The sequence below is a fragment of the Streptomyces sp. NPDC006193 genome, from assembly GCF_040613915.1.
Lineage (GTDB): Bacteria > Actinomycetota > Actinomycetes > Streptomycetales > Streptomycetaceae > Streptomyces.
In genome coordinates this window covers 1-19,337 of record NZ_JBEXTB010000051.1, presented here as the reverse complement: position 1 = coordinate 19,337, position 19,337 = coordinate 1, and the positions used below count along the sequence as shown (strand labels likewise).

Genomic DNA, 19,337 nt, shown 5'->3' with positions numbered 1-19,337 from the left:
AGACGGGCAGCGCCCTGGAGCAGACCGTGGAGACGTGGACCTCGCAGGTCAAGGCCGTGTTGCAGGCGTGTGCGCACATCTCCGACCACCTTGACTACTCGCAGAAGCTGCATGCCGAGGACGACGCCAAGATCGGCGCCGTGCTCCGTGGCAGTGGTGGCTCCGCCGTGTCCGTGTCGCAGCTCAACGAGTACTTCAAGTAGGGGACCCGGATGGCTCTCACCTTCACCGACCTCATCGAGGTCGACCTCGGCAAGCTCGCCGCCGCGGTGTCGGACTGGAAGAAGACCGTGGACGGCTTGAAGAAGTCGGCCGAGAGCGCCCGCAGGGGGATGCAGGCGAAGTCCGACTCGGCGCAGTGGGCGGGGCAGAACGCCACGGTCACGCGGGAGTTTGTCGCCAAGACGGCCAAGGAGATCGCCGACCTCCACGCCGAGGCGAACAGCATCTACCAGGTCCTTGAGGACGGACACACCGAACTCGCGGCGCTGCAGAAGCAGATCAAGGCGGCCGTCCAGGACGACGCCGCGAAACAGGGGCTCCGTGTCGAGGACATCGGAGACGGCAAGGTCCGCTGCTTCTTCCCTCACGTCCGCGGGGACAGCGACGAGCGCACCCAGGAGCAGCTCGACCAGAAGCGCGCCCTCGAGGACCGGATCAACCGCATCCTCGACCACGCCGCCGAGATCGACGCGTCCGTCGCCCGTGCGCTGGGCAAGAGCCACGGCGGCGACGCGTACAACGCGGGCCACAGCCGGTACGAGTCCCTGAACGACGCCGAGGCGGAGCGCGCGCTGGAGCTGGCGCGCAAGGGCGACGAGATGTCCGACGGCGAGCTGCACGAGCTCAACCGGCTGCTGCGCTACAACTCGGCAGAACAGGACGGCGAGTTCGCGACGAAGTTCTACAAGGGTCTCGGCGGGCCGGAGAAGACGCTGGAGTTCTACGCCGAGATGTCGATCGACGGCACCGACGCCGACGCGACCAAGACCCGGCTCAACGAGGTGCGGGACCTGCAGAAGGTCATGGGCTACACGCTGGCCAACGCCACGGACCCGAACCACAAGCACCATCTCGGCGACGACTGGGGGGCCGAGTTCCGGCGCCTCGGCACCCAGCAGATCGGCTGGGAGCCGGGGCAGTGGAACAAGCCGTACGGGTACCAGGTGCTCGGGGGTCTGCTGCGCTACGGCAACTACGACTCGCGCTTCCTCACTCCCATCGCCGAGCACATCACCCAGCTCCACAAGAAGGATCCCCACTTCTTCGTGTTGAACAAGCCGGACGGCAGCCCGGACATCTACGGCTTCAACCCCTCCGGCAGGCTGGGCACGGGGAACGACCCGTTGAACAGTGTGCTGGAGGCGCTCGGTCACAGTCCGGGGGCCGCGGAGAAGTTCTTCACCGGGACGCCGACCGCGTACAACGAGGACGGCACCGTGAAGAAGGGGGGCGATCCCGGCTTCAGTTCCTACCTGGACCTGTTCACCGACAAGAAGTTCGAGTGGACGGTGGACACGAACGCCGCGAACGTCCTCGCGGACGAGGACAAGACCAAGGCGGCGCTGAACTTCGGCCCGGAGGCCCTGGGCCACGCCTTGGAGGCGGCGACGACGGGACGCCCGTACGACAGCGACGATGCGGCCGACGCCGTGAAGCACACGGACGCGCAGGCGCGCCTCGTGAGCGACATCGTCAACAAGTTCGGCGAGCATCCCGAGCTGATCAGCCACAACGAGAACGGTGACCTGGAGGACGCCGAATCGGGCCCCCTGTACGCCATGCGGCAGAGTCTCGGCGACATCACAGCCGAGTACATGGGCGACTTCCAACGGGCCATGTACCGGGACAGCGCCGACAGCGACCTCTTCAGCAGTTTCGGTGCCACAGCGGACCTGGACTCCGGTTACGCACAGCGCTTCCTCGGTGAAGTAGGTCAGGACCCGGACGCCTACGCGGCGATCACCAGTGCGCAGCAGGCGTACACCACTCAGGTCGTGGACCACGTCATCAACGGGGACAGCCATTCGCAGGCTTCGCTCGACGGCCGCGTGGGCAATGCGGTAGCCCCAGGGGCCGCTATCGCGGGAATCATGAGCGACGCGCGAGCGCATGCGATCTACGAGTTCCACACCGCGAGCGACACCGAGTTCAACGAGGCGGCGGCTGACAAGCAGAAGTGGGTGAACCGCATTCTCGGGATGGGGCTCGAGAGGGCGGGCGAGCGCGTGCCCATCGCCGGTGCCGCTCTGGAATGGGCCTCTGAAGACATTCAGGAGTCCATCATGAAGAGCATCGAGCGCGACACGACCACCGAGGCCCGTTTGGAGGCTGGGAACGAGTACTCCCAGGGCCGTGACGCGGCCATCGACTCCGCCCGGGCCGCCGTCGATCATGCCTTGGTCAACAACCAGAAGATCAGCGCCGACACCGCCGACGACCTGCGCTCGGCAGCTCGTGTCTCCGCGGGGAACAGCCATGCCGCCGGCGCTCAGTGGAACTCGGAGAGTGACGGGAAGTGAGACGGAGGACTCTGGCCGCGTTGCTGGCCACGGTGGTGCTGGGTGCTTCAGCCGGGTGCTCGTCGGACGGCCCGAAGCGCGAGTTCGCGATCCCCGAGGACTTGTGCGGTGTCACGGTCCAGGGCGGCCCGCTCGGTCGTCTCCTGCCCGCCTCGGGCAAGACCCTGCAGGCGAAGAAATCGACGGCCTCGGATCAGTCCCGGACAACGTGCCAAGTGACGGTCGACGGGAATGTGGTACTCACCGTCGAGAGGGAGAACGTCAAGTCCGGGCGGTCCGCGTGGGTCATCGCCTCGTACGACCATGGCATCGGCCACGCCAAGTCCGGTGACGGCGGCTCCATCGCGTACGTGGGCAGGGCGGCGGTCTCGGTTGTCCCCTGCCCCGGTGAGGGCCATCGCGAAGAGGCCGTCAGCACGTACATCCGGACACTGAAGCCAGGACGTCAGGACGAGTCGTCCATGCGGCAGCTGATCCGGGACTACACCGCATCATTGAAGAAGCAGCAGCCCTGCGGGACCGGGTCTTAAGGCCCGCCCGGGAGGCCGGGGCCGTTCGCGTTGACCAGTGTGCGACGCTACCGGGTCATCCTCGGCTCCCCGTCGTTCGGCGTCTGCGGCGGGCGTCGCGGAGGGCTACTGCTCCGCCGCTCAGGGCCGCCACCACGACTGTCACGCCGACGGCGACGTACGTCGCGATGCGGGCGGTGCGTTCGCGCGGGGTCTCGCCCAGGGTGAGTTCGGCCGGGGCGGGGGCCTCCGCATGGGTGAGGCCGGGGTCGGGGGTGGGGGACTCGATCGGGTGATCGTCCTCCGTGAGGGCGCGGACGGGGTCCACGACGCCCCAGCCGACCAGGCGGTCGTGTCCGGCGATGGAGCGTTCGGCGGTCTGTTCGATCTGGGCCACGATCTCGCGGGGCGTCCAGTCCCGGTGCTTGGCCTTGATCAGCGCGGCCACGCCGGCCACGTAGGGGGCGGAGAAACTCGTGCCGTTGTCGGAGCAGTGTCCGCCCTTGGGGACCGTGGAGATCATGTCGACGCCCGGGGCGGCCACGCCGACGAAGTCGCCCGACTGGGAGAAGGCGGCGCGTTCGTTGTTGCGGTCGGAGGCGGCCACGGCGAGGACGCCGGGGTAGGACGCGGGGTACGTCTTCTTCGAGGCGCCGTTCAGGCCGCCGTTGCCCGCCGAGGCGACCACGACGATGCGGGCCGCCAGTGCCTCGTCCACCGCCCGTTGCAGGTCCTCGTCCGGTTTCGCCGCGTCGGCCGTGTCCTGGGAGATGTTGATGACGTCGGCCTTCTTCCTGATCGCGTGCCGGATGGCGTCGGCGAGGGTGCGGGCCGTGCCGTTGCCGTCGGCGTCGTTCTGCTTGATCGGGATGATGGTGGCCTCGGGGGCGAGGCCGACGAAGCCGGTGCCCTTCATGGGGCGGGCCGCGATGATGCCGGCCACGCGGGTGCCGTGGCCGACCGTGTCGGTGGTGCCCTTGGCGTTGCCCCGGTCGATGGGCTGGCCCTTCTTGTCCTTGGACGGCAGGAGGTTGGCGCCGAGGGACGCGTCGACGGCTCCGGTGAGCTGCGGGTGGGCCGTGTCGACGCCGGTGTCGATGACCGCGACCCGGACGCCCTTGCCCTTGGACTGGCTCCAGAGCTCGTCGAGGTTGACGCGCTGGAGCGCCCAGGGGGTGCCGGCGTACTTGTGGTTGGCCGGGGAGAAGGTGCACTGGTCGGAGTCGGCCGCGGCCGTCGGCGCCGCCGGCAGGGTGGCGGCCAGGGCCAGGGCGGTCGTCGCCAGGGCCGCCCTGACCGGAGCCGTCCTCGTGAGAGCCGTCCTCACCCGGGCCGTCCTCGTGAGAGCCGTCCTCACCCGGGCCGTCCTCGCTGTCCTCGTCGAGGCCGTCGTCAGGGCCGTGCGGCCGCGGGGAGCGGGCGCCGTCGTGGTGTTCCTCAGCGGCCCCGTGTGCGTCGAGAGCATCGGCGTACCCCCTCAGGAGCCCTGCGGCTGGCGGGCCGCCGCGGTCGACAGGCGGGGGCCGGTGGGCAGGAACTCCGACCAGGGCGCGGGAACGGGGGCGGGGTTCAGGTCGGCGTAGCCGAGGCGGGTCTGCGCCAGCTTGGCCTCCTGCTGGAGCTGCTTGCGCTGCTTGGCCGTGATGCCGATGCCCTTGTCGTCGCCGGCGCTGTCGGCGTTGGACTGCAGGGCGTAGCGCAGACCGGTGTCGGTGACCAGGAAGACGGGGCCGGCTTTGGTCTCACGGCCCTGGAACTGGCGGTAGAGCTGGCCGGAGCCGGCGGTGACGTAGGCGCTGGAGGAGCCGGTGGGGAGGGTGGCCGGGAAGTCGGCGCCGGCCCAGGTGGTGAGGGTGGTGTCGCCGTCGTCGGGGTCGACGTGGTGCAGGACGTTGCAGACGGTGTTGCGGCTGCCGTCGGCGGTGGACGCCTCGTTGACCGCGCTGGGTTTCTCGGTGGGCCACCGGTGCTCGGCGGCGAACGGCTCGCCCCGGATGATGGCGCCCGCGCTGACCTCCTGCGCGTGTCCGGCCTGGCCGAGCTTCACCAGGTCCTTGCTGACCAGCAGGAGCTGGGCGACGAAGTCGGAGACGGGGGCGACCCGGCCGGGCAGGACGACGAAGTGCTGCTCCTGGCCGTTGACCGGCGCCCTGAGCACCATGCCGACGCGGTTGGTGTCCTGGTCCAGCTGGCCCGGCGCGCCGGCGGCGGCGCCCGGCACGCCGGTGACCCGCGGGAAGCTGATCGGGTCGCCCGGGTGGAGGGTGTCGATCCACTCCTTGGTGACCTGCTGCGGGGTGCGGTCGGCGCCGACGATGGTCTGCAGGAGCAGGCTGTCGTCGGCGTCCACCGGGTAGGCCCGGCCGTGGGCGTCGACCACGTACTGCTTCTTGTCCGGCGTGGCCACGTAGAGGAGCTCGCCGCCGTGCAGCTTCTCCCGGCGGTCGGTGAGCCTGGACCGGTCGCGCTCGGCCAGGACGAAGGCCGCCTTCTGGATGGAGTCGCCGCTGCCGCTGGGGCGTTCGCAGACGGCCCACTGCTTGGCCGCGCCGGCCTCCTTGCCGGACGGGAGCCGGTCGGGGGCGTAGGGGATGCCGATGGTGACGCCGTGCGGGATCTTGCCGTTGTCGAGGATCGACTCGTCGACGGTGACGACGTCGACGTCGCTCTGGGTGTCGAGGACGAGCTTGGCGGAGGCCATGTTGAGGACCGGGTGGAGCTGGACCCTGCCCTTGGTCTTCAGGACCACGTACCGGGTGGTGGACTTGCTGGCGATGATCACTTTCTGCCCGGGATCGTCCCAGCCCTGCGGGGCCGTCGGCTTGAACATGCCCCAGGCGCCGAAGGCCGCGAGGACGACGACGCCGACGACCGCTCCGGGCAGGACGGCACGCAGCGGCCGGGGAGCCCCCTCGTCGGAGGCACCCGGTGACGACTGCACGAACGACGCGAGCATACGGCGCTTCGCGAAGGTGTAGGCGTTGAGTTGGTCCCGCCGAGATGCCATCTGTGCCCGTTTCTCCCCGTGTCTCTCGCGGAGCACGCCCGGGGACCACGCTCCCCCGCCCTCCGCTGTCACACCCGGCCCCTACTATGCCTGGTACGGAGCGGGTCTCGTGGAGCGGGTAGGGTACCTGCGCCCTCAAAGGCCCTGTGCAGTGGCCCGGTTCCAGCGGGAGGGCCCCGTGCAGTGGCCTGGTTCCAGCGAGTTGTGAGCAAATCGGGGGGATGGAGTGATGGCTTCCGGAGCGCGGACGCGCGGCCGGTCGGCGGCGCGGGGCGGGGCGGCCGGGTCCGGGACGCCACCGCGCGGGGCGTCCGCCCAGCCCGACGCGGACCGGCGGCAGGTCACGCCCGGTCTCCGGCAGCGGCCGGGCCAGGCCGGCTCGTTGCGTCTGCAGCGGCTCGTGCTGGTGGAGCTGGCGTCGGCGGTGCTGCTCGTCGGCTGGGCGGTCGGGACGGCGGCCCTGGTGCCGGGCGCGGTCGTCGCGCTGGCGCTGCTCCTGCTCGCCTTCGTGCGGCGGCGGGGCCGGTCCCTGCCGGAGTGGCTGGCCACCGCGCGGGAGCTGCGGGCGCGGCAGAAGCGGGCCGCGAACACCGCGATACCGCCGGGCACGGAGCCGGGCCTGGTCCCGGCGGTGGAGTGCGAACCCGCCCTGCGGACGTACTCCTACGGCGCGCGTGACCGCCGGCCGGCCGGGATCGTCGGGGACGGGACGTTCGTCACGGCCGTCCTCCAGGTGGAGGCCGACGCGACCGCGCTGCGCGCCGAGCGGAGCCGGCAGCCGCTGCCGCTGGGGCTGGTGCGGGACGCGCTGGAGGTGGACGGGATCCGCCTGGAGTCGGCGCAGGTCGTGCAGCACACCCAGCCGGCGCCCGCGCTGCACCTGCCCCAGCAGTCCGTCGCCGTCGCGAACTACCTTCCGCTGCAGGAGCTGACGGGCGCCCCGGCCGTGCGGATCACCTGGATCGCGCTGAAGCTCGACCCGGAGCTGTGCGCCGAGGCGGTGGCCGCGCGCGGCGGCGGGCTGACCGGAGCGCAGCGGTGCGTCGTACGGGCCGCGGACCATCTGGTGAGCCGGCTGACCGGTGCGGGTTTCCGGGCGCGGGTGCTGGACGAGGAGGAGCTCGTCGCCGCGCTGGCCACGTCGGCCTGCGCCAATCCGCTGGTCACCGCGGAGGCCGGGCGCGGCGAGACGCGGGAGCGGCGTACGGAGGAGTCCGGGCGCAGCTGGCGCTGCGACAACCGGCGGCACACGACCTACTGGATCCGGCGCTGGCCCCAACTGGGCGGTGGCGGCGAGACGCTGCCGCAGTTCGTCGCCCGTGTCACCGCCGTGCCGGCCCTGGCCACGACGTTCAGCCTCACCCTGGCGCGCGGGGAGCGGCAGGAGGTGTCGCTGTGCGGGCATCTGCGGGTCACCGGGCGCAGTGACGACGAACTCGTCGCGGCGCGGCGGGCGTTGGAGGAGGCGGCCCGCCGGTCCGGGGCCGGTCTGGCCCGCCTGGACCGGGAGCAACTGCCCGGCATGCTGGCCACTCTGCCCCTCGGAGGTGCGCGGTGAGGACGACGGCGAGGACGTCCCCGGTGCCGGCGACGGCTCAGGGTGCGGTGCAGCAGGGGGCGCGGGAGCCGTCCGGGCCGCGGCGGCTGGGCGAGCGGCTGCGGCACGGGCTCGGCCTGATCGGGCCCCGGCACGGCAGGCACGGGCTGCCCGCCCAGCGGCTGGACGAACTGGCCCTGCCCATCGGGGACGACGGGGTGGTGGCCGGTGTGGACGCCGAGGGGCAGCCGGCCGTGCTGGGCATCAACCGGCCCACGCCCTACGACGTGGTCCTGATCGGCGGCCTGTGGACCGCGCAGGTGCTGGCGCTGCGCTCCGCCGCCACCGGCGCCCGGGTCGCCGTGGAGACCGGTCGGCCGCAGGCGTGGATGCAGATGGTGCACGCGATGGGCGGCGGGCAGAACGGGCTGTCCGTGTACGACGTCGGGCGGGTGCCGCCGCAGGGCGCCTCCGCCGGCACGCCGGTGCTGGTGGTGCGGGACTGCGGTATGCGGCCCCCGCGCGGCCGGGTGGTGTCCGGGCCCTGGCAGTCGGTGCTGACCCTGCTGCCCTATCTCAGCCCGGTCGCGCCCCGGCTGCTGCGGCAGGCGAGGCTCGCGGGCATCCAGCGGGTCTCGCCGGACGAGGCGGCCGAACTGGGCCGCACCATGGGCCTGTCGCGGACCGAGGTGGAGTCGCTGCCCGCGCTGCCCGACGGCGTCACCCTGTGGTGCACCGACCGCGACCGCCAGTATGTGCTGACACAACCCACCGACGCCGAGACCGGATTGTTGGGTACGCCGCGGCGCATGGACTGAAGCGCCCGCAACTGTCCCGTTTGTTCACGGTGCCGTGGGGGGGCGCGGGGGGCGCGCGCCGGGTTTCCGGGCGCGTGGTGGCCTGGTGGGCGTCCACGGGAAGGCGGCCGGGCCTGCCGGGATGCCGCTCGTGGTGATTAGGCTGGGAGCGGGCGCGATGGCAGGCCCCGTGGGCCGGGCGTCCGTGTTCCGGGGGGAGAGCCGGTGGACCGGACCGCTGCCCCGAACGACTACGACGACTCGGTACGACACGACATGGTCGCCCCGGCACGGCATGAGGGTGCTCGACCACACCAGGAGGAACTGTGAGCAGCGATCGGGACGGGATGCGCGGGGGCTGGGACACACCCGGCGATGACCAGCCCGACGCGGAGGCCGTCGAGACCACCGGCGAGTTCACCATCGACTACGCTCCCCCGGCCTGGTACACGCAGAACGCGTCCGGTACGGCGACGGGACCGGGCGCGGGCGTGAGCGGTTTCGCCGGGTCGGGCGGCACGGGGCCGGCGGGCGACGCGGGTGCTCCCGCCCCCTCCGGGGCGCCGCCGTTCCCCACGGGCACGCCGCCGCAGGGCACCCCGTTCACTCCGCCGCAGGGGACGCCGTTCGGTCCGGCGCCGGGTGCTTCCTTCACTCCGCCGCAGGGGGCCCCGTACGCGCCGCCGGTTCCGCCCGCGCCGCCGGCCGGGGAGCCCGTTCCGGTGCCGGGGCTGCCCGAGGGGTTCGAGCCGCAGGCGGCCCCGCAGCCGGAGACGGCCCAGCAGGAGGCCGCGTCCGCTTCCGGCGGTGCCGAGCCGGACAACGGCGACCTCGGGAGCGGGGCGACCATGCGGTTCTCCGCCGTCGCCCTGAAGCGTCAGATGGCCGAGACCGCCGAGCGCACGGCGGACGCCGGGAAGCCGGACGAGCCCGCGGACGAAGGTCCCGCCGAGGGTGCTGGGGCGGTTGCGGGCGCGGACGCACCGGCCGGCGGGGACGGGACGGCGCCGGCCGTCCCGACGGCGGAAGGCGCCGAGGAGCGTGCCGAGGAGGCCGGCGGCCGAGCCGCCGCGCCGGAGACCGCGGTGGCGCAGGCCGCCGCCTCGGAGACCTCCGCGTCCGGCGGTGACGAGGGGCCGGCGGACGAGGACGGTCAGGACGGGACCGGGAGCACGGCCGCCGCGCCGGGAGCCACCGGGCCGTCCGGCGCCGAGGGCGTCACCGAGGAGCAGGGCACGGCCGAGGCCGGGGCCCCGCGGGCCGACGCTCCCGAGTCCCCGGACACCGACGCCGACGACGCCGCCGACGGTGCCGCGGACACCGGGGCGACGGACGGCTCGGCAACAAGCGTCGCCCCGCAGGGCGGTGTGCCTCAGGGCGGTGTGCCTCAGGGCGGTGTGCCTCAGCAGCGCACGTCGGAGGACAGCGCCTCCGGCGACGACACCTCGGACGACGGCCCCTCGGGCGACGGCGCACAGCCGGCCGGCGTCGACGCACAGCAGCCTGGCGCCCCCGCGTCCGGCACGGCCCTTCCCTCGCAGCCCGGCGCCCTGGAGACCGGCACCGGTGCTCCGCACGCCGCCGCGCCTCCCGCTGCCCCGGCCCCGCAGGGCGCCCAGCCCGGCTGGACCCCGCCGCCCGCGCCGCAGCCCGGGCTGCCGCCGCTGCCGCCCTCCTACCAGCCCGCCGCCCCGGCTTCAGCCGCCCAGTGGCCCGCGCAGCCTGCGCCGCAGCAGCCCGGACCGATGCCGGGGCAGCCGCAGCCGCCGGTCGCGCCGCACTCCGCCGGTGTGCCCGGGCAGCAGCCGCCGTTCCCGCCGCAGGCGCCGCAGCCCGCACCCGCCGCGTGGAACCAGCCCGAGCAGCCGAACCGCTCCGGCGCACCGGCACCGGCCCAGCCCCTCCCCCACGCTTCCGCGCCGCCCGCCGGCTACGGCTTCCCGCAGCCCGGAACGCCCGGCTCCCCGGCCCAGCCCGGTGCGTACGGCTTCCCGCAGCCCGGTGCTCCCGAAGCCCAGCCCCAGCCCGCCGGTCACGGCTCCCCGCAGCCGCCGGCGTCCCAGCCCTTCCCCAACGGCCCCGCGCAGCACGGCGGTTACGGCTTCCCGCAGCCCGGCACCCCCACCCCTCCGGCCCCGCCCGGTGGTTACGGCTTTCCGCAGCCCGGCGCCCCCGAAGCGCAGCCGCAGCCCCAGCCCCAGCCGCACGGCTACGGTTTCCCCCAGCCCCCGCAGGCTCCGGGCGCCGTGCCTGCCGCCGGCGCGCCGCAGGCCGCACAGCCTCCGCAGGCGCCGGTGGACCCCCGGTCCGGTGCCGCGTGGCCGCAGCCGGTGCAGCACGACCAGCGGCAGCCGATCAACCCCGGTGCCGCGCCGCTCGGTTACACCGCCGCCGTGGAGCTGTCCTCGGACCGGCTGCTCAACAACAAGCGGCAGAAGGCGAAGAGCGGCCGGCCCGCCGCGGCCGCGTCCCGGTTCAAGCTGGGCGGCAAGAAGGAGGAGGCCGAGCGGCAGCGCAAACTGGAGCTGATCCGCACGCCCGTGCTGTCCTGCTACCGCATCGCGGTCATCAGCCTCAAGGGCGGCGTCGGCAAGACGACCACGACGACCGCGCTCGGCTCCACCCTGGCCACCGAGCGGCAGGACAAGATACTCGCCATCGACGCCAACCCGGACGCCGGCACGCTCGGGCGGCGGGTGCGCCGGGAGACCGGGGCGACCATCCGCGACCTGGTGCAGGCGATCCCGTACCTCAACTCGTACATGGACATCCGCCGGTTCACCTCCCAGGCGCCCTCCGGACTGGAGATCATCGCCAACGACGTGGACCCGGCCGTCTCGACCACGTTCAACGACGAGGACTACCGGCGCGCCATCGACGTGCTGGGCCGGCAGTACCCGGTCATCCTGACGGACTCCGGCACCGGCCTGCTGTACAGCGCCATGCGCGGGGTGCTGGACCTCGCCGACCAGCTCATCATCATCTCCACGCCCTCCGTGGACGGCGCGAGCAGCGCCAGCACGACGCTGGACTGGCTGTCCGCGCACGGCTATTCGGACCTGGTCTCCCGGTCACTCACCGTGATCTCGGGAGTCCGCGAGACCGGCAAGATGATCAAGGTCGAGGACATCGTGGCCCACTTCGAGACGCGGACGCGCGGGGTCGTGGTCGTGCCCTTCGACGAACATCTGGCCGCCGGCGCGGAGGTCGACCTCGACATGATGCGGCCGAAGACGCGCGAGGCGTACTTCAACCTGGCCGCCCTGGTCGCCGAGGACTTCGTACGGCACCAGCAGGCGCACGGGCTGTGGACCAGCGACGGCAACCCGCCGCCGGTGGCCGCCCCGCCCCTGCCGGGCCAGCCGCTGCCGGGCCAGCCGTACGGCGCGGGTCAGCCGTACGGTCCCGGTCAGCCGTACGGTCCCGGTCAGCCCTACCCGCAGGCGCAGGAGCAGCCGTACCCGCAGGGGCAGCCGGGTCAGCAGCCTCCGCAGGCGCAGGGACAGCCGTATCCGCAGGTCCCCGGTCAGCCGTACGCCCCGGGGCAGCCGTACCCGCAGCAGCCGTATCCGGCGCAGCCGCAGCCCGGCCACCCGCAGCCGGCGCAGCCCCAGGCACAGCCCCAGCCCCAGCCCCAGCCGGGTCAGCAGCCTCCGCAGGCCCCGCCTCAGCAGTGAGCCAGGGACATGAAAGGGCGGCCGGTGCTCATCGCACCGGCCGCCCTTCGCGCTGCGGCGGACGGCGGATCAGTCCTCCGCCGCCACGATCTCCCGGCACCGCTGCACGTCCGCGGCCATCTGCTCCATGAGGGCCTCCAGCGACTCGAACTTCGCCTGGCCGCGCACGTACGCCAGGAAGTCGACGGCGACGTGCTGGCCGTACAGGTCCAGGCCGACCCGGTCGACGGCGTACGCCTCCACCGTCCGCTCGGTGCCGTCGAACTGCGGGTTCGTCCCCACGGAGATCGCGGCCGGCATGACCTCGCCCTGGGCGTGCAGATACCCGGCGTACACGCCGTCGGCGGGGACGGCGGTGTGCGGGAGCGTTTCGACGTTGGCCGTCGGGAAGCCCAGCTCGCGGCCCCGCTGGGCGCCGCGGACGACCACGCCCTCCACGCGGTGCGGGCGGCCCAGGATCTCGCGGGCTCCTGCGACATCGCCCTCGGCGACCAGGCGGCGGGTGAGGGTCGAGGAGAACGGCTCGCCGCCGCCCGCCTCACCGGTGACGTACAGGTCGACGACCTCGACGTCGAAGTCGTAGGTCTTGCCCTGCTCGGTGAGGAACTCCACGTTGCCGGCCGCCCGGTGGCCGAAGCGGAAGTTGGGGCCCTCGACGACCGCCTTGGCGTGCAGCTTGTCCACCAGGACCTTGACCACGAACTCGGCCGGGGACAGCTTCGAGAACTCGGCGGTGAAGGGGAGGATGAGGACCGCGTCGACGCCCAGCTCGGCCATCAGTTCGGCACGGCGGTGGTGCGGGGCGAGCAGCGGGGGGTGGCTGCCGGGGCGGACGACCTCGCTGGGGTGCGGGTCGAAGGTGACGACGACGGCCGGGACGCCCAGTTCGCGGGCGCGGTCGACGGCGTGCCGGATGATCAGCTGGTGGCCGCGGTGGACCCCGTCGTAGGAACCGATGGTGACGACGCTGCGCCCCCAGTCCTCGGGGATGTCCTCCAAGCCACGCCAGCGCTGCACTGTGACCGCTCCTCGAACCCGTGTCCGTGTCTGTCCTGACCTCGTTGTGCAGGTCTAAGGGTGCCATGCCGGGTGCCCCGCTCCGGCACCGGCATGGTGGCTGTGACGGGGCGCACGTCCCGCCGGCGCTCAGGCCGGTACGCCCAGGTCCGCCAGGTCCTCGATCGTGCGGCGGGTGCCGGGGCCCACCAGTGCTGCCCAGTCGTCCGGGGCGTCGGTCAGCCAGCGGGCCGCGCGGGCGGCGAAGCCGGGCGCGTGCCGGGCCAGCTCGGCCAGGGCCCGGTCGAAGCGGGTGGCGCCCTCGGGGGTGCGGACGAGGAGCATGCCGATGCGGTGGACCAGGCCGCGGCTCTCCTCGTCGTCCCGGTCGCCGCCCTCCGCGCCGCCCCCCGCGTCGCCCTCCGCGCCGTCGGCCGCGTCGTCGGCCGCGTCGTCGTCTCCGTCGCCGGCTCCGGCGCCGTCCGTACCGCCGGTGTCCTCCTCGCCGGTCCCCTCCTCGCCGGTGTCCTCCCCGCCGGTCCCCTCCCGGTCGTCGGCTCCCTTCTTCTTGCCGTCGCCCTCCCGGTGTGCCGCCGCGCGCAGGGCGGCCTCCAGGACGTCCGGGTCCCGCTCCCCGGCGAGCAGGAGTTCCAGCAGCTCGCGGCGGAGCGGGCGGGAGGCCGGGGCGCCGGCCGCGGCGAGGACGGTGGCGAGGGCCGCCCGGACCGGTTCGGGGCCGCCGTCGAGCAGACCGGTGACCAGGGGCAGCAGGACCGGGCGGGCGGTGGGGCCCTGGTCCAGGCGGCGGCCGATGCGGTCGGCGACGGGCCCTGCGGTTACCGGACGCGTCCGCACCGCTTCCCGGACGAGGGCGGCGACCCGCCCGGCGAGAGCGGGCGTGGTGACGTCGATCAGGCCGCCGAGGGCCGCCGCGCTCTCCGGGCCGCCCGCCTGCGGGGCGCGCAGACGGGCGCGGAGCGCCTCCAGGACGGGCTCCGGGTGGGTGGCCAGGGCCGGGAACAGGGCGCTCGGCGGAAGGTGCGGATCGTCGTCCGCGAAGCGGCGCAGGGCCGCGGGCAGATGCCGGTCGCGGGTGTCCGCATCGCGCACCAGCAGGGCCAGCGCGCCGCCGTGCAGCGCGCGGTCGGCGGGGCGGGCGAGCAGGGCGAGGGCCGCGTAGCGCAGCAGCCCGCGGTCGGCGTCGAAGCGGACGTGCGGGGCCGCGCGCAGCGCGAACGCGACGGCGGCCGCCCGGCGCACGGGGCGCTCGTCGTGCGCCCAGCGGTCGACGGCCCGGCACACGGCCGACGGTTCCTCCTCGGCGAGGACGGCGAGCAGTTCGCCGGCGCGCCGGTGGGCGCAGGCCACCAGCACCTCGGTGAGGTTGTCCAGGGCGCGGTGCCGGTGGGTGTGCAGCAGCGCCTGTGCGGCGGTGGCCACCGTCGCGTGCGGGGTGGCGGGCAACGGCCGCTCGTCGTCGAACCAGCGCGTGAGCAGGGGCTGTACGGCGGCGGGGGCGGCTGCGAGCAGGGCGGCGACGGCGTCCAGGCAGCGGTCACCGGTCGCGGGCGGCGCCGGGTCCGCCAGCACCAGCCGGCGCAGCAGGTCCAGCCGCTCGGCGTCGGGGACGGGCACGGCGGTCCAGAAGGCGGGGCCGAACTCGGCCGGTACGGGCCGCCGGTCGCGGAGCGCGGTGACGGTGCGGTCGGCGAGCAGGCGCAGCACCCCGATGTACGGCGCCGCGTCCGGGACCCTGAGGAGGGTCAGGGCCAGCAGCCGGGCGGCCCACCAGGAGCCGGGATCGCGCTCCGCGGCGTCGGCCAGCTCCCGCAGGCGGTCGGCGAGCCGACCGGGGCCGTGCCGGCGGGCGAGCAGCAGCAGGGCCTGCACGACGGGACCGATGCGGTGGTGCGGCACCGGGGCGGGCCGGGGCTCGCGCGGGTCTCCGGAGCGGTGCACCAGTGCCCGCAGGGCGTCGTCCAGGTCGAGGTGCATGCCCTGGATCCAGTCGGCGAGTTCCTCGTGCGCGAAGCGGTAGCCGTCGCCGGCCGGCACGAGGAGGCCTTCGGCGAGGACGGCGCCGGCCCAGCCGGTACCGCCGCCGAGCCGGGCCGGAGCAGTCCCCCACGGGAAGACCGCTTCGAACGACTCCCGGTCCAGCTCGCCCCGCCCCGCTCCGAGGCTGCGCCGGGCAGCCTCGTGCACCTGCCCCGCCACCCGCGCGGCCAGCCGCCGTACGGCCGTGCCGCGCGGTCCGCGCTCGCCGGCGAGGCGGACCGCGACGCGCAGGCACATCAGGTCGAGGTGGGCGGCGAGGACGTCATGCCGGTCGACGCGTCCGGCGGCCAGCGCATCGGGCCCGGCGGCCGGCGCATCGGGTCCGCCCGGCCCGCGAGCAGAGGCGGCGGGGACGGCGGCCGGGGCGGCGGGGACGGGCGTCGAAGCGGCGGGGACGGGCGTCGAAGCGGTGGAGACAACGGCGGGGACGGCAGCGGGGACTGCGGCGGGGACGGCGGCGCGGATCCCGGCGAGCAGGCCGAGGGTGAGCGGATGCCGTGCGTCCCGCTCGGCGAGGAAGCCGTCCGGGATGCCGTACCGGGCGCGGGCCTCACGGGCCTCGTCGGCGCCGAGGTCGCCGAGCCGGAGGCAGGGCGGGAGCGCGGCGGGGACGGGGAAGGGGACCGCGGGACCGGCCGGGGTGTGCAGCAGGCCGGGCGGGAAGCAGGCCCCGCCGCCTTCCCAGTGCTCCTCGCGGCAGGCCACCACCAGGCGCGCCCCCGTGGCGCGCAGCCAGTCGGCGGTTGCGCCGGTCCACTCGCGGAGCCGGTGGGCGAGGGCCGGCGGCATCTCCTCGGGGCCGTCGAGGACGAGCAGCAGCGGGCGGCCGGTCCGGCCGGCGACGCGGGCCAGGTGCTCGGGGGTGAGGTCGCCGAGGTCCGCGGGGTGGACACCGCGGGAGGCGGCGACGGCCCGGACGGCCCGCTCCAGGGCCCGGCGGACGGCGTCGGCCACGGACTCGTCGGCGTCCGCCAGGTCGGCGCCGCGCAGCCACAGCGTGGGCGCGGCCCGCTCTCCCCGGGCACGGCTGGCGGCCAGCGCCGCGAGTTCCGTCGTACGGCCGCTGCCCGGGGCGCCGACGAGCCCGAGGACGGGCCGGTCGCCGGGCCGGTCGCCGTCGGTGAAGGCGGCCAGCTCCCGCGCGACGTCGACCCGTTCGACCGTCGCGCTGGGGTCCGGGCAGCCGGCGGGGGCGCCCTGAGGCCCGTCCTGGCTCATCGAGGCCGCGGTCAGCTGCAGGATGCCGGCCGGATTGAGGTCGGCGCCGTAGGCGGGCACGGTGGCCGCGTTGCGGGCCAGCAGCCGGGACAGGGGGCCGTCGGGGGCCCTGAGCGGGGCCGCGAAGCCCGCGTCGCGCCGGGCCGCGTGCAGGGCGGTGCCGAGGACGCCGACCACCGCGCCGGTGCGGGCGTCGAGCACCGGTCCGCCGGCCGCGCCGCCGCCAGGCCGGAGCGCGTCCCGGCCCGCCGTGCCGACGGCCAGCTCCAGCGCGTCCTCCAGCACGTGGCAGGCGCCCTCGGCGGTGTACGTCACCCGGGAGGCGGCCAGCACCCGGGCCTCGCGCCAGCAGCCGGCGGCGATCCGCACATAGGCGCCGGCGTCGATCCGCTCCCGCGCGGTCAGCGGCAGCGGGTCCGCGTCCAGGCCCTCGGTGCGCACCAGGGCGAGGCCGTGCGCGGGCAGCGGGGTGACGGCGTCGGCGGTGACCTGGCAGGTGCGGCCCCCCGCGGCGTGCAGGACCAGCCGGGACAGGCCGTCGACGCTCTCATGGCTGGTGAGGACGGTGCCTTCGCGGTCGGCGAGAAAGCCGAGTCCGCGCGGGCGGCCGGCCGCGTCGTGGACGCGGACCAGGGCGGCGTCGGCCCGCCCGGTGCCGGCCCCCGGCCCGCCGTGCTCCGGCGGCGCGGACGGCCTGGGCGCCCCGTCCCTCCCGAGGGGTGGCCGTCGGGCCCCGAAGGCACTCCGGGGCCCCGCTCGCCGGCGTGCTCCCGGCCCCCGCCTCCGGTGCGCGGGCCCCGTCCCGCCATGGCCGTACCTCCGCCCGTCCCCGAGTGCCTGGCCCGACGTTAGGCGCGCGGTGATCGGCGGGACAGATCGCGTGGCGAACGCGCCCCCTTCCGCTCCCCCGGTTCACTCCGCGCGCCTGCCCACTCGGGTGAATACGGGGGGTCGGCTGGATAACCCTAGAGGTGGGGGAACCGAGGGGGGACCGTGGAGCGGCGGCAGGGGCCGTACCGGCCGGCCGCCGCTCCACGGGATGCCGGCCCGGCGGGGAGCCGGGCCCTCGGCGGACGTGGGCGGGCGGCTCAGCCGAAGACGGCCAGGCTCTTCGCCTTGCCGCGGTGCTCCTCGACGAGGGCGAGGAAGCGGCCCTCGGGGTCGAACACGGCCACGGGACCGGCGCCCGCGTACTCGTCCGGCATGTCCAGCCGGACGCCGTTCAGCAGCAGCCGGGACCGCCTGGAGTCGACCTCCCAGCGCGGGAACGCGGCCGCGGCGGCCTCGGCGACCGGCATCACGGTCAGCTCCTGCTGGAGCTGGTCGAGCGTCCTGGCCGCGTCGAGCCGGTACGGGCCGACGCGCGTGCGGCGCAGCGCGGTGAGGTGGCCGCCCACGCCGAGCCCGGCGCCCAGGTCGCGGGCGAGGGCGCGGATGTAGGTGCCGGAGGAACAGACGACCGACACCACCAGGTCGAGCACGGCCGTGCCGTCCTCGGCGACGGCGTCGCGGACGTCGTGCACCGTGAAGGAGGAGACGGTGACGGGCCGGGCGGGGATCTCGAAGTCCTCGCCCTCGCGGGCCCGCTTGTAGGACCGCACGCCGTCGATCTTGATGGCGCTGACCTTCGACGGCACCTGCATGATGTCGCCGGTCAGCTTGGCGATGCCGGCGTCGATGGCGTCGCGGGTCACCTTGGCGGCGTCGGTGGACGAGATGATCTCGCCCTCGGCGTCGTCGGTGAGGGTGTTCTGGCCCAGGCGTACGGTGCCCAGGTACTCCTTCTCGGTCAGCGCGAGGTGCCCGAGGAGCTTGGTGGCGCGCTCGACGCCGAGGACGAGCACGCCGGTCGCCATCGGGTCGAGGGTGCCGGCGTGGCCGACGCGGCGGGTCCTGGCGATCCCGCGCATCTTGGCGACCACGTCGTGCGAGGTGAAGCCCGACGGCTTGTCGACGATGACCAGGCCGTCGGGCGCGGTGTGCTTCTGGGTCATTCCGCGGCGTCGCCGTCCGTGTCGGTGTCATCGTCGTCCGGCTTCCTGTAGGGGTCCGCCCCGCCCGCGTAGGTGGCGCCCGTGGCCGCCTCGCGTACCTTCTGGTCGGACTGCCGGGCCTTGTCGAGGAGGTCCTCGATGGTCCGGGCGGTGTCCGGCAGGGCGTCCGCGACGAAGGTCAGGGTCGGCGTGAACTTCACCCCGGCCGCCCGGCCCACCTCGGAGCGCAGGACGCCCTTGGCGCTCTCCAGGCCGGCGGCGGCCGCCTTCCGCTCCTCCTCGTCGCCGTAGACCGTGTAGAAGACGGTCGCCTCCCGCAGGTCACCCGTGACCCGGGTGTCCGTGATGGTGACGTGCGAGCCGAGCCGCGGGTCCTTGATCCCGCGCTGCAGCTTCTGGGCCACCACCTCCCGGATGAGGTCCGCCAGCCTTTTCGCCCGCGCGTTGTCGGCCACTGGTCCGTCTCCCGTTCTTTCTTCTGCTTGCGTTTCGTGGTCAGTCGTCGTCGCCGTGGAAGCGCCGCCGCACGGACAGCAGTTCCACCTCGGGGCGGCCGGCGACCAGCCGTTCACACCGGTCCAGCACGTCGGTGAGGTGCGCCGCGTCGCCGGAGACCGCGGCGAGGCCGATGACCGCCCGCCTGTGGAGGTCCATGTGGTCCACCTCGGCCGCGCTCACGGCGTACTTCCGCTGGAGTTCGGCGACGATCGGGCGGACGACGGAGCGCTTCTCCTTGAGCGAGTGGACGTCGCCGAGGAGGAGGTCGAAGGACAGGGTCCCCACGTACATGTGTGTGACCGGTTCACCCGCCGGTACGGGATCGATGGCCCCGGATCCGTGTGGCCGGGGACATCAAGAACCGTACATCGAAGCGGCCCGCACGCTCGACGGATATTGCGTCCGTGGACCGTGAGACGGGCCGCAAACGGCGCGCCGGCGGTCACGCCCAGGTAGGCGTAGCCGCCCTGCACCCATGCGCTCAGCGTGTACGTCGAGTGGGGCCGGACCGCCACGGACTGGCT

12 protein-coding genes and 1 pseudogene are annotated in these 19,337 nt (G+C 74.5%); 6 read left to right on the top strand and 7 right to left on the bottom strand.

The genetic code is table 11. The annotated features are described in order from the left end of the window. The 3 genes and pseudogenes from ABZ261_RS28860 to ABZ261_RS28850 all read left to right on the top strand — a co-directional run. Positions 1-203, top strand: a pseudogene (locus ABZ261_RS28860) (hypothetical protein); the annotation flags it as partial. 9 nt (positions 204-212) lie between these two features. Continuing rightward, positions 213-2,522 (top strand): DUF6571 family protein, encoded by a 2,310-nt coding sequence (locus tag ABZ261_RS28855; protein WP_356864189.1) that lies wholly within the window; start codon positions 213-215, stop codon positions 2,520-2,522. 20 nt (positions 2,523-2,542) lie between these two features. Beyond that, complete coding sequence (locus tag ABZ261_RS28850; RefSeq protein WP_356864187.1) at positions 2,543-3,052, top strand: hypothetical protein; 510 nt, start codon at positions 2,543-2,545, stop codon at positions 3,050-3,052. A gap of 55 nt (positions 3,053-3,107) precedes the next feature. Here the strand turns inward: ABZ261_RS28850 and mycP are convergent, their stop codons facing one another. Then, a complete protein-coding gene (gene mycP / locus ABZ261_RS28845; RefSeq protein ID WP_356864194.1) occupies positions 3,108-4,316 on the bottom strand; it encodes a type VII secretion-associated serine protease mycosin in 1,209 nt (402 codons plus the stop codon). 192 nt (positions 4,317-4,508) lie between these two features. Then, on the bottom strand, positions 4,509-6,038 hold the full coding sequence (gene eccB, locus ABZ261_RS28840) for a type VII secretion protein EccB (RefSeq protein WP_356864185.1): 1,530 nt from the start codon (positions 6,036-6,038) through the stop codon (positions 4,509-4,511). A 229-nt stretch (positions 6,039-6,267) separates the two neighbouring features. Here eccB and eccE point away from each other — a divergent pair, with 229 nt between their 5' ends. From eccE to ABZ261_RS28825, 3 genes are all read left to right on the top strand, one after another. Then, complete coding sequence (eccE, locus tag ABZ261_RS28835) at positions 6,268-7,596, top strand: type VII secretion protein EccE (protein WP_356864183.1); 1,329 nt, start codon at positions 6,268-6,270, stop codon at positions 7,594-7,596. A 23-nt stretch (positions 7,597-7,619) separates the two neighbouring features. After that, positions 7,620-8,393 carry a hypothetical protein gene (locus ABZ261_RS28830; protein ID WP_356864181.1) on the top strand — a complete coding sequence of 258 codons (774 nt, stop codon included), beginning with the start codon at positions 7,620-7,622 and terminating at the stop codon, positions 8,391-8,393. Positions 8,394-8,698: 305 nt separating this feature from the next. Further along, the gene (locus ABZ261_RS28825; RefSeq protein WP_356864179.1) at positions 8,699-12,049 is read left to right on the top strand and encodes an SCO5717 family growth-regulating ATPase; all 3,351 of its coding nucleotides are present in this window, start codon (positions 8,699-8,701) and stop codon (positions 12,047-12,049) included. Positions 12,050-12,118: 69 nt separating this feature from the next. Here the strand turns inward: ABZ261_RS28825 and ABZ261_RS28820 are convergent, their stop codons facing one another. The 5 genes from ABZ261_RS28820 to ABZ261_RS28800 form a co-directional block, all read right to left on the bottom strand. Beyond that, positions 12,119-13,066, bottom strand: a complete 948-nt coding sequence (locus ABZ261_RS28820; RefSeq protein WP_356864177.1) for a bifunctional riboflavin kinase/FAD synthetase — start codon at positions 13,064-13,066, stop codon at positions 12,119-12,121. A gap of 129 nt (positions 13,067-13,195) precedes the next feature. After that, positions 13,196-16,954, bottom strand: coding sequence for a serine protease (locus ABZ261_RS28815; protein ID WP_356864191.1), 3,759 nt, complete (start codon positions 16,952-16,954; stop codon positions 13,196-13,198). Positions 16,955-17,409: 455 nt separating this feature from the next. Then, the gene (truB, locus tag ABZ261_RS28810) at positions 17,410-18,315 is read right to left on the bottom strand and encodes a tRNA pseudouridine(55) synthase TruB (RefSeq protein WP_356864175.1); all 906 of its coding nucleotides are present in this window, start codon (positions 18,313-18,315) and stop codon (positions 17,410-17,412) included. Further along, positions 18,312-18,770 carry a 30S ribosome-binding factor RbfA gene (rbfA, locus tag ABZ261_RS28805; RefSeq protein WP_356864173.1) on the bottom strand — a complete coding sequence of 153 codons (459 nt, stop codon included), beginning with the start codon at positions 18,768-18,770 and terminating at the stop codon, positions 18,312-18,314. The genes truB and rbfA overlap by 4 nt, the downstream gene beginning before the upstream one ends. Positions 18,771-18,810: 40 nt before the next feature. Then, a complete protein-coding gene (locus ABZ261_RS28800; protein WP_356864171.1) occupies positions 18,811-19,104 on the bottom strand; it encodes a DUF503 domain-containing protein in 294 nt (97 codons plus the stop codon). Between the last annotated feature and the right edge of the window lie 233 nt (positions 19,105-19,337).

Bases quoted from the DNA above. Each gene is read 5' to 3' on its own strand.
- eccB (WP_356864185.1), bottom strand. From the start codon at position 6,038: ATGGCATCTCGGCGGGACCAACTCAACGCCTACACCTTCGCGAAGCGC.
- eccE (WP_356864183.1), top strand. From the start codon at position 6,268: ATGGCTTCCGGAGCGCGGACGCGCGGCCGGTCGGCGGCGCGGGGCGGG.
- ABZ261_RS28800 (WP_356864171.1), bottom strand. From the start codon at position 19,104: ATGTACGTGGGGACCCTGTCCTTCGACCTCCTCCTCGGCGACGTCCAC.
- truB (WP_356864175.1), bottom strand. From the start codon at position 18,315: ATGACCCAGAAGCACACCGCGCCCGACGGCCTGGTCATCGTCGACAAG.
- ABZ261_RS28855 (WP_356864189.1), top strand. From the start codon at position 213: ATGGCTCTCACCTTCACCGACCTCATCGAGGTCGACCTCGGCAAGCTC.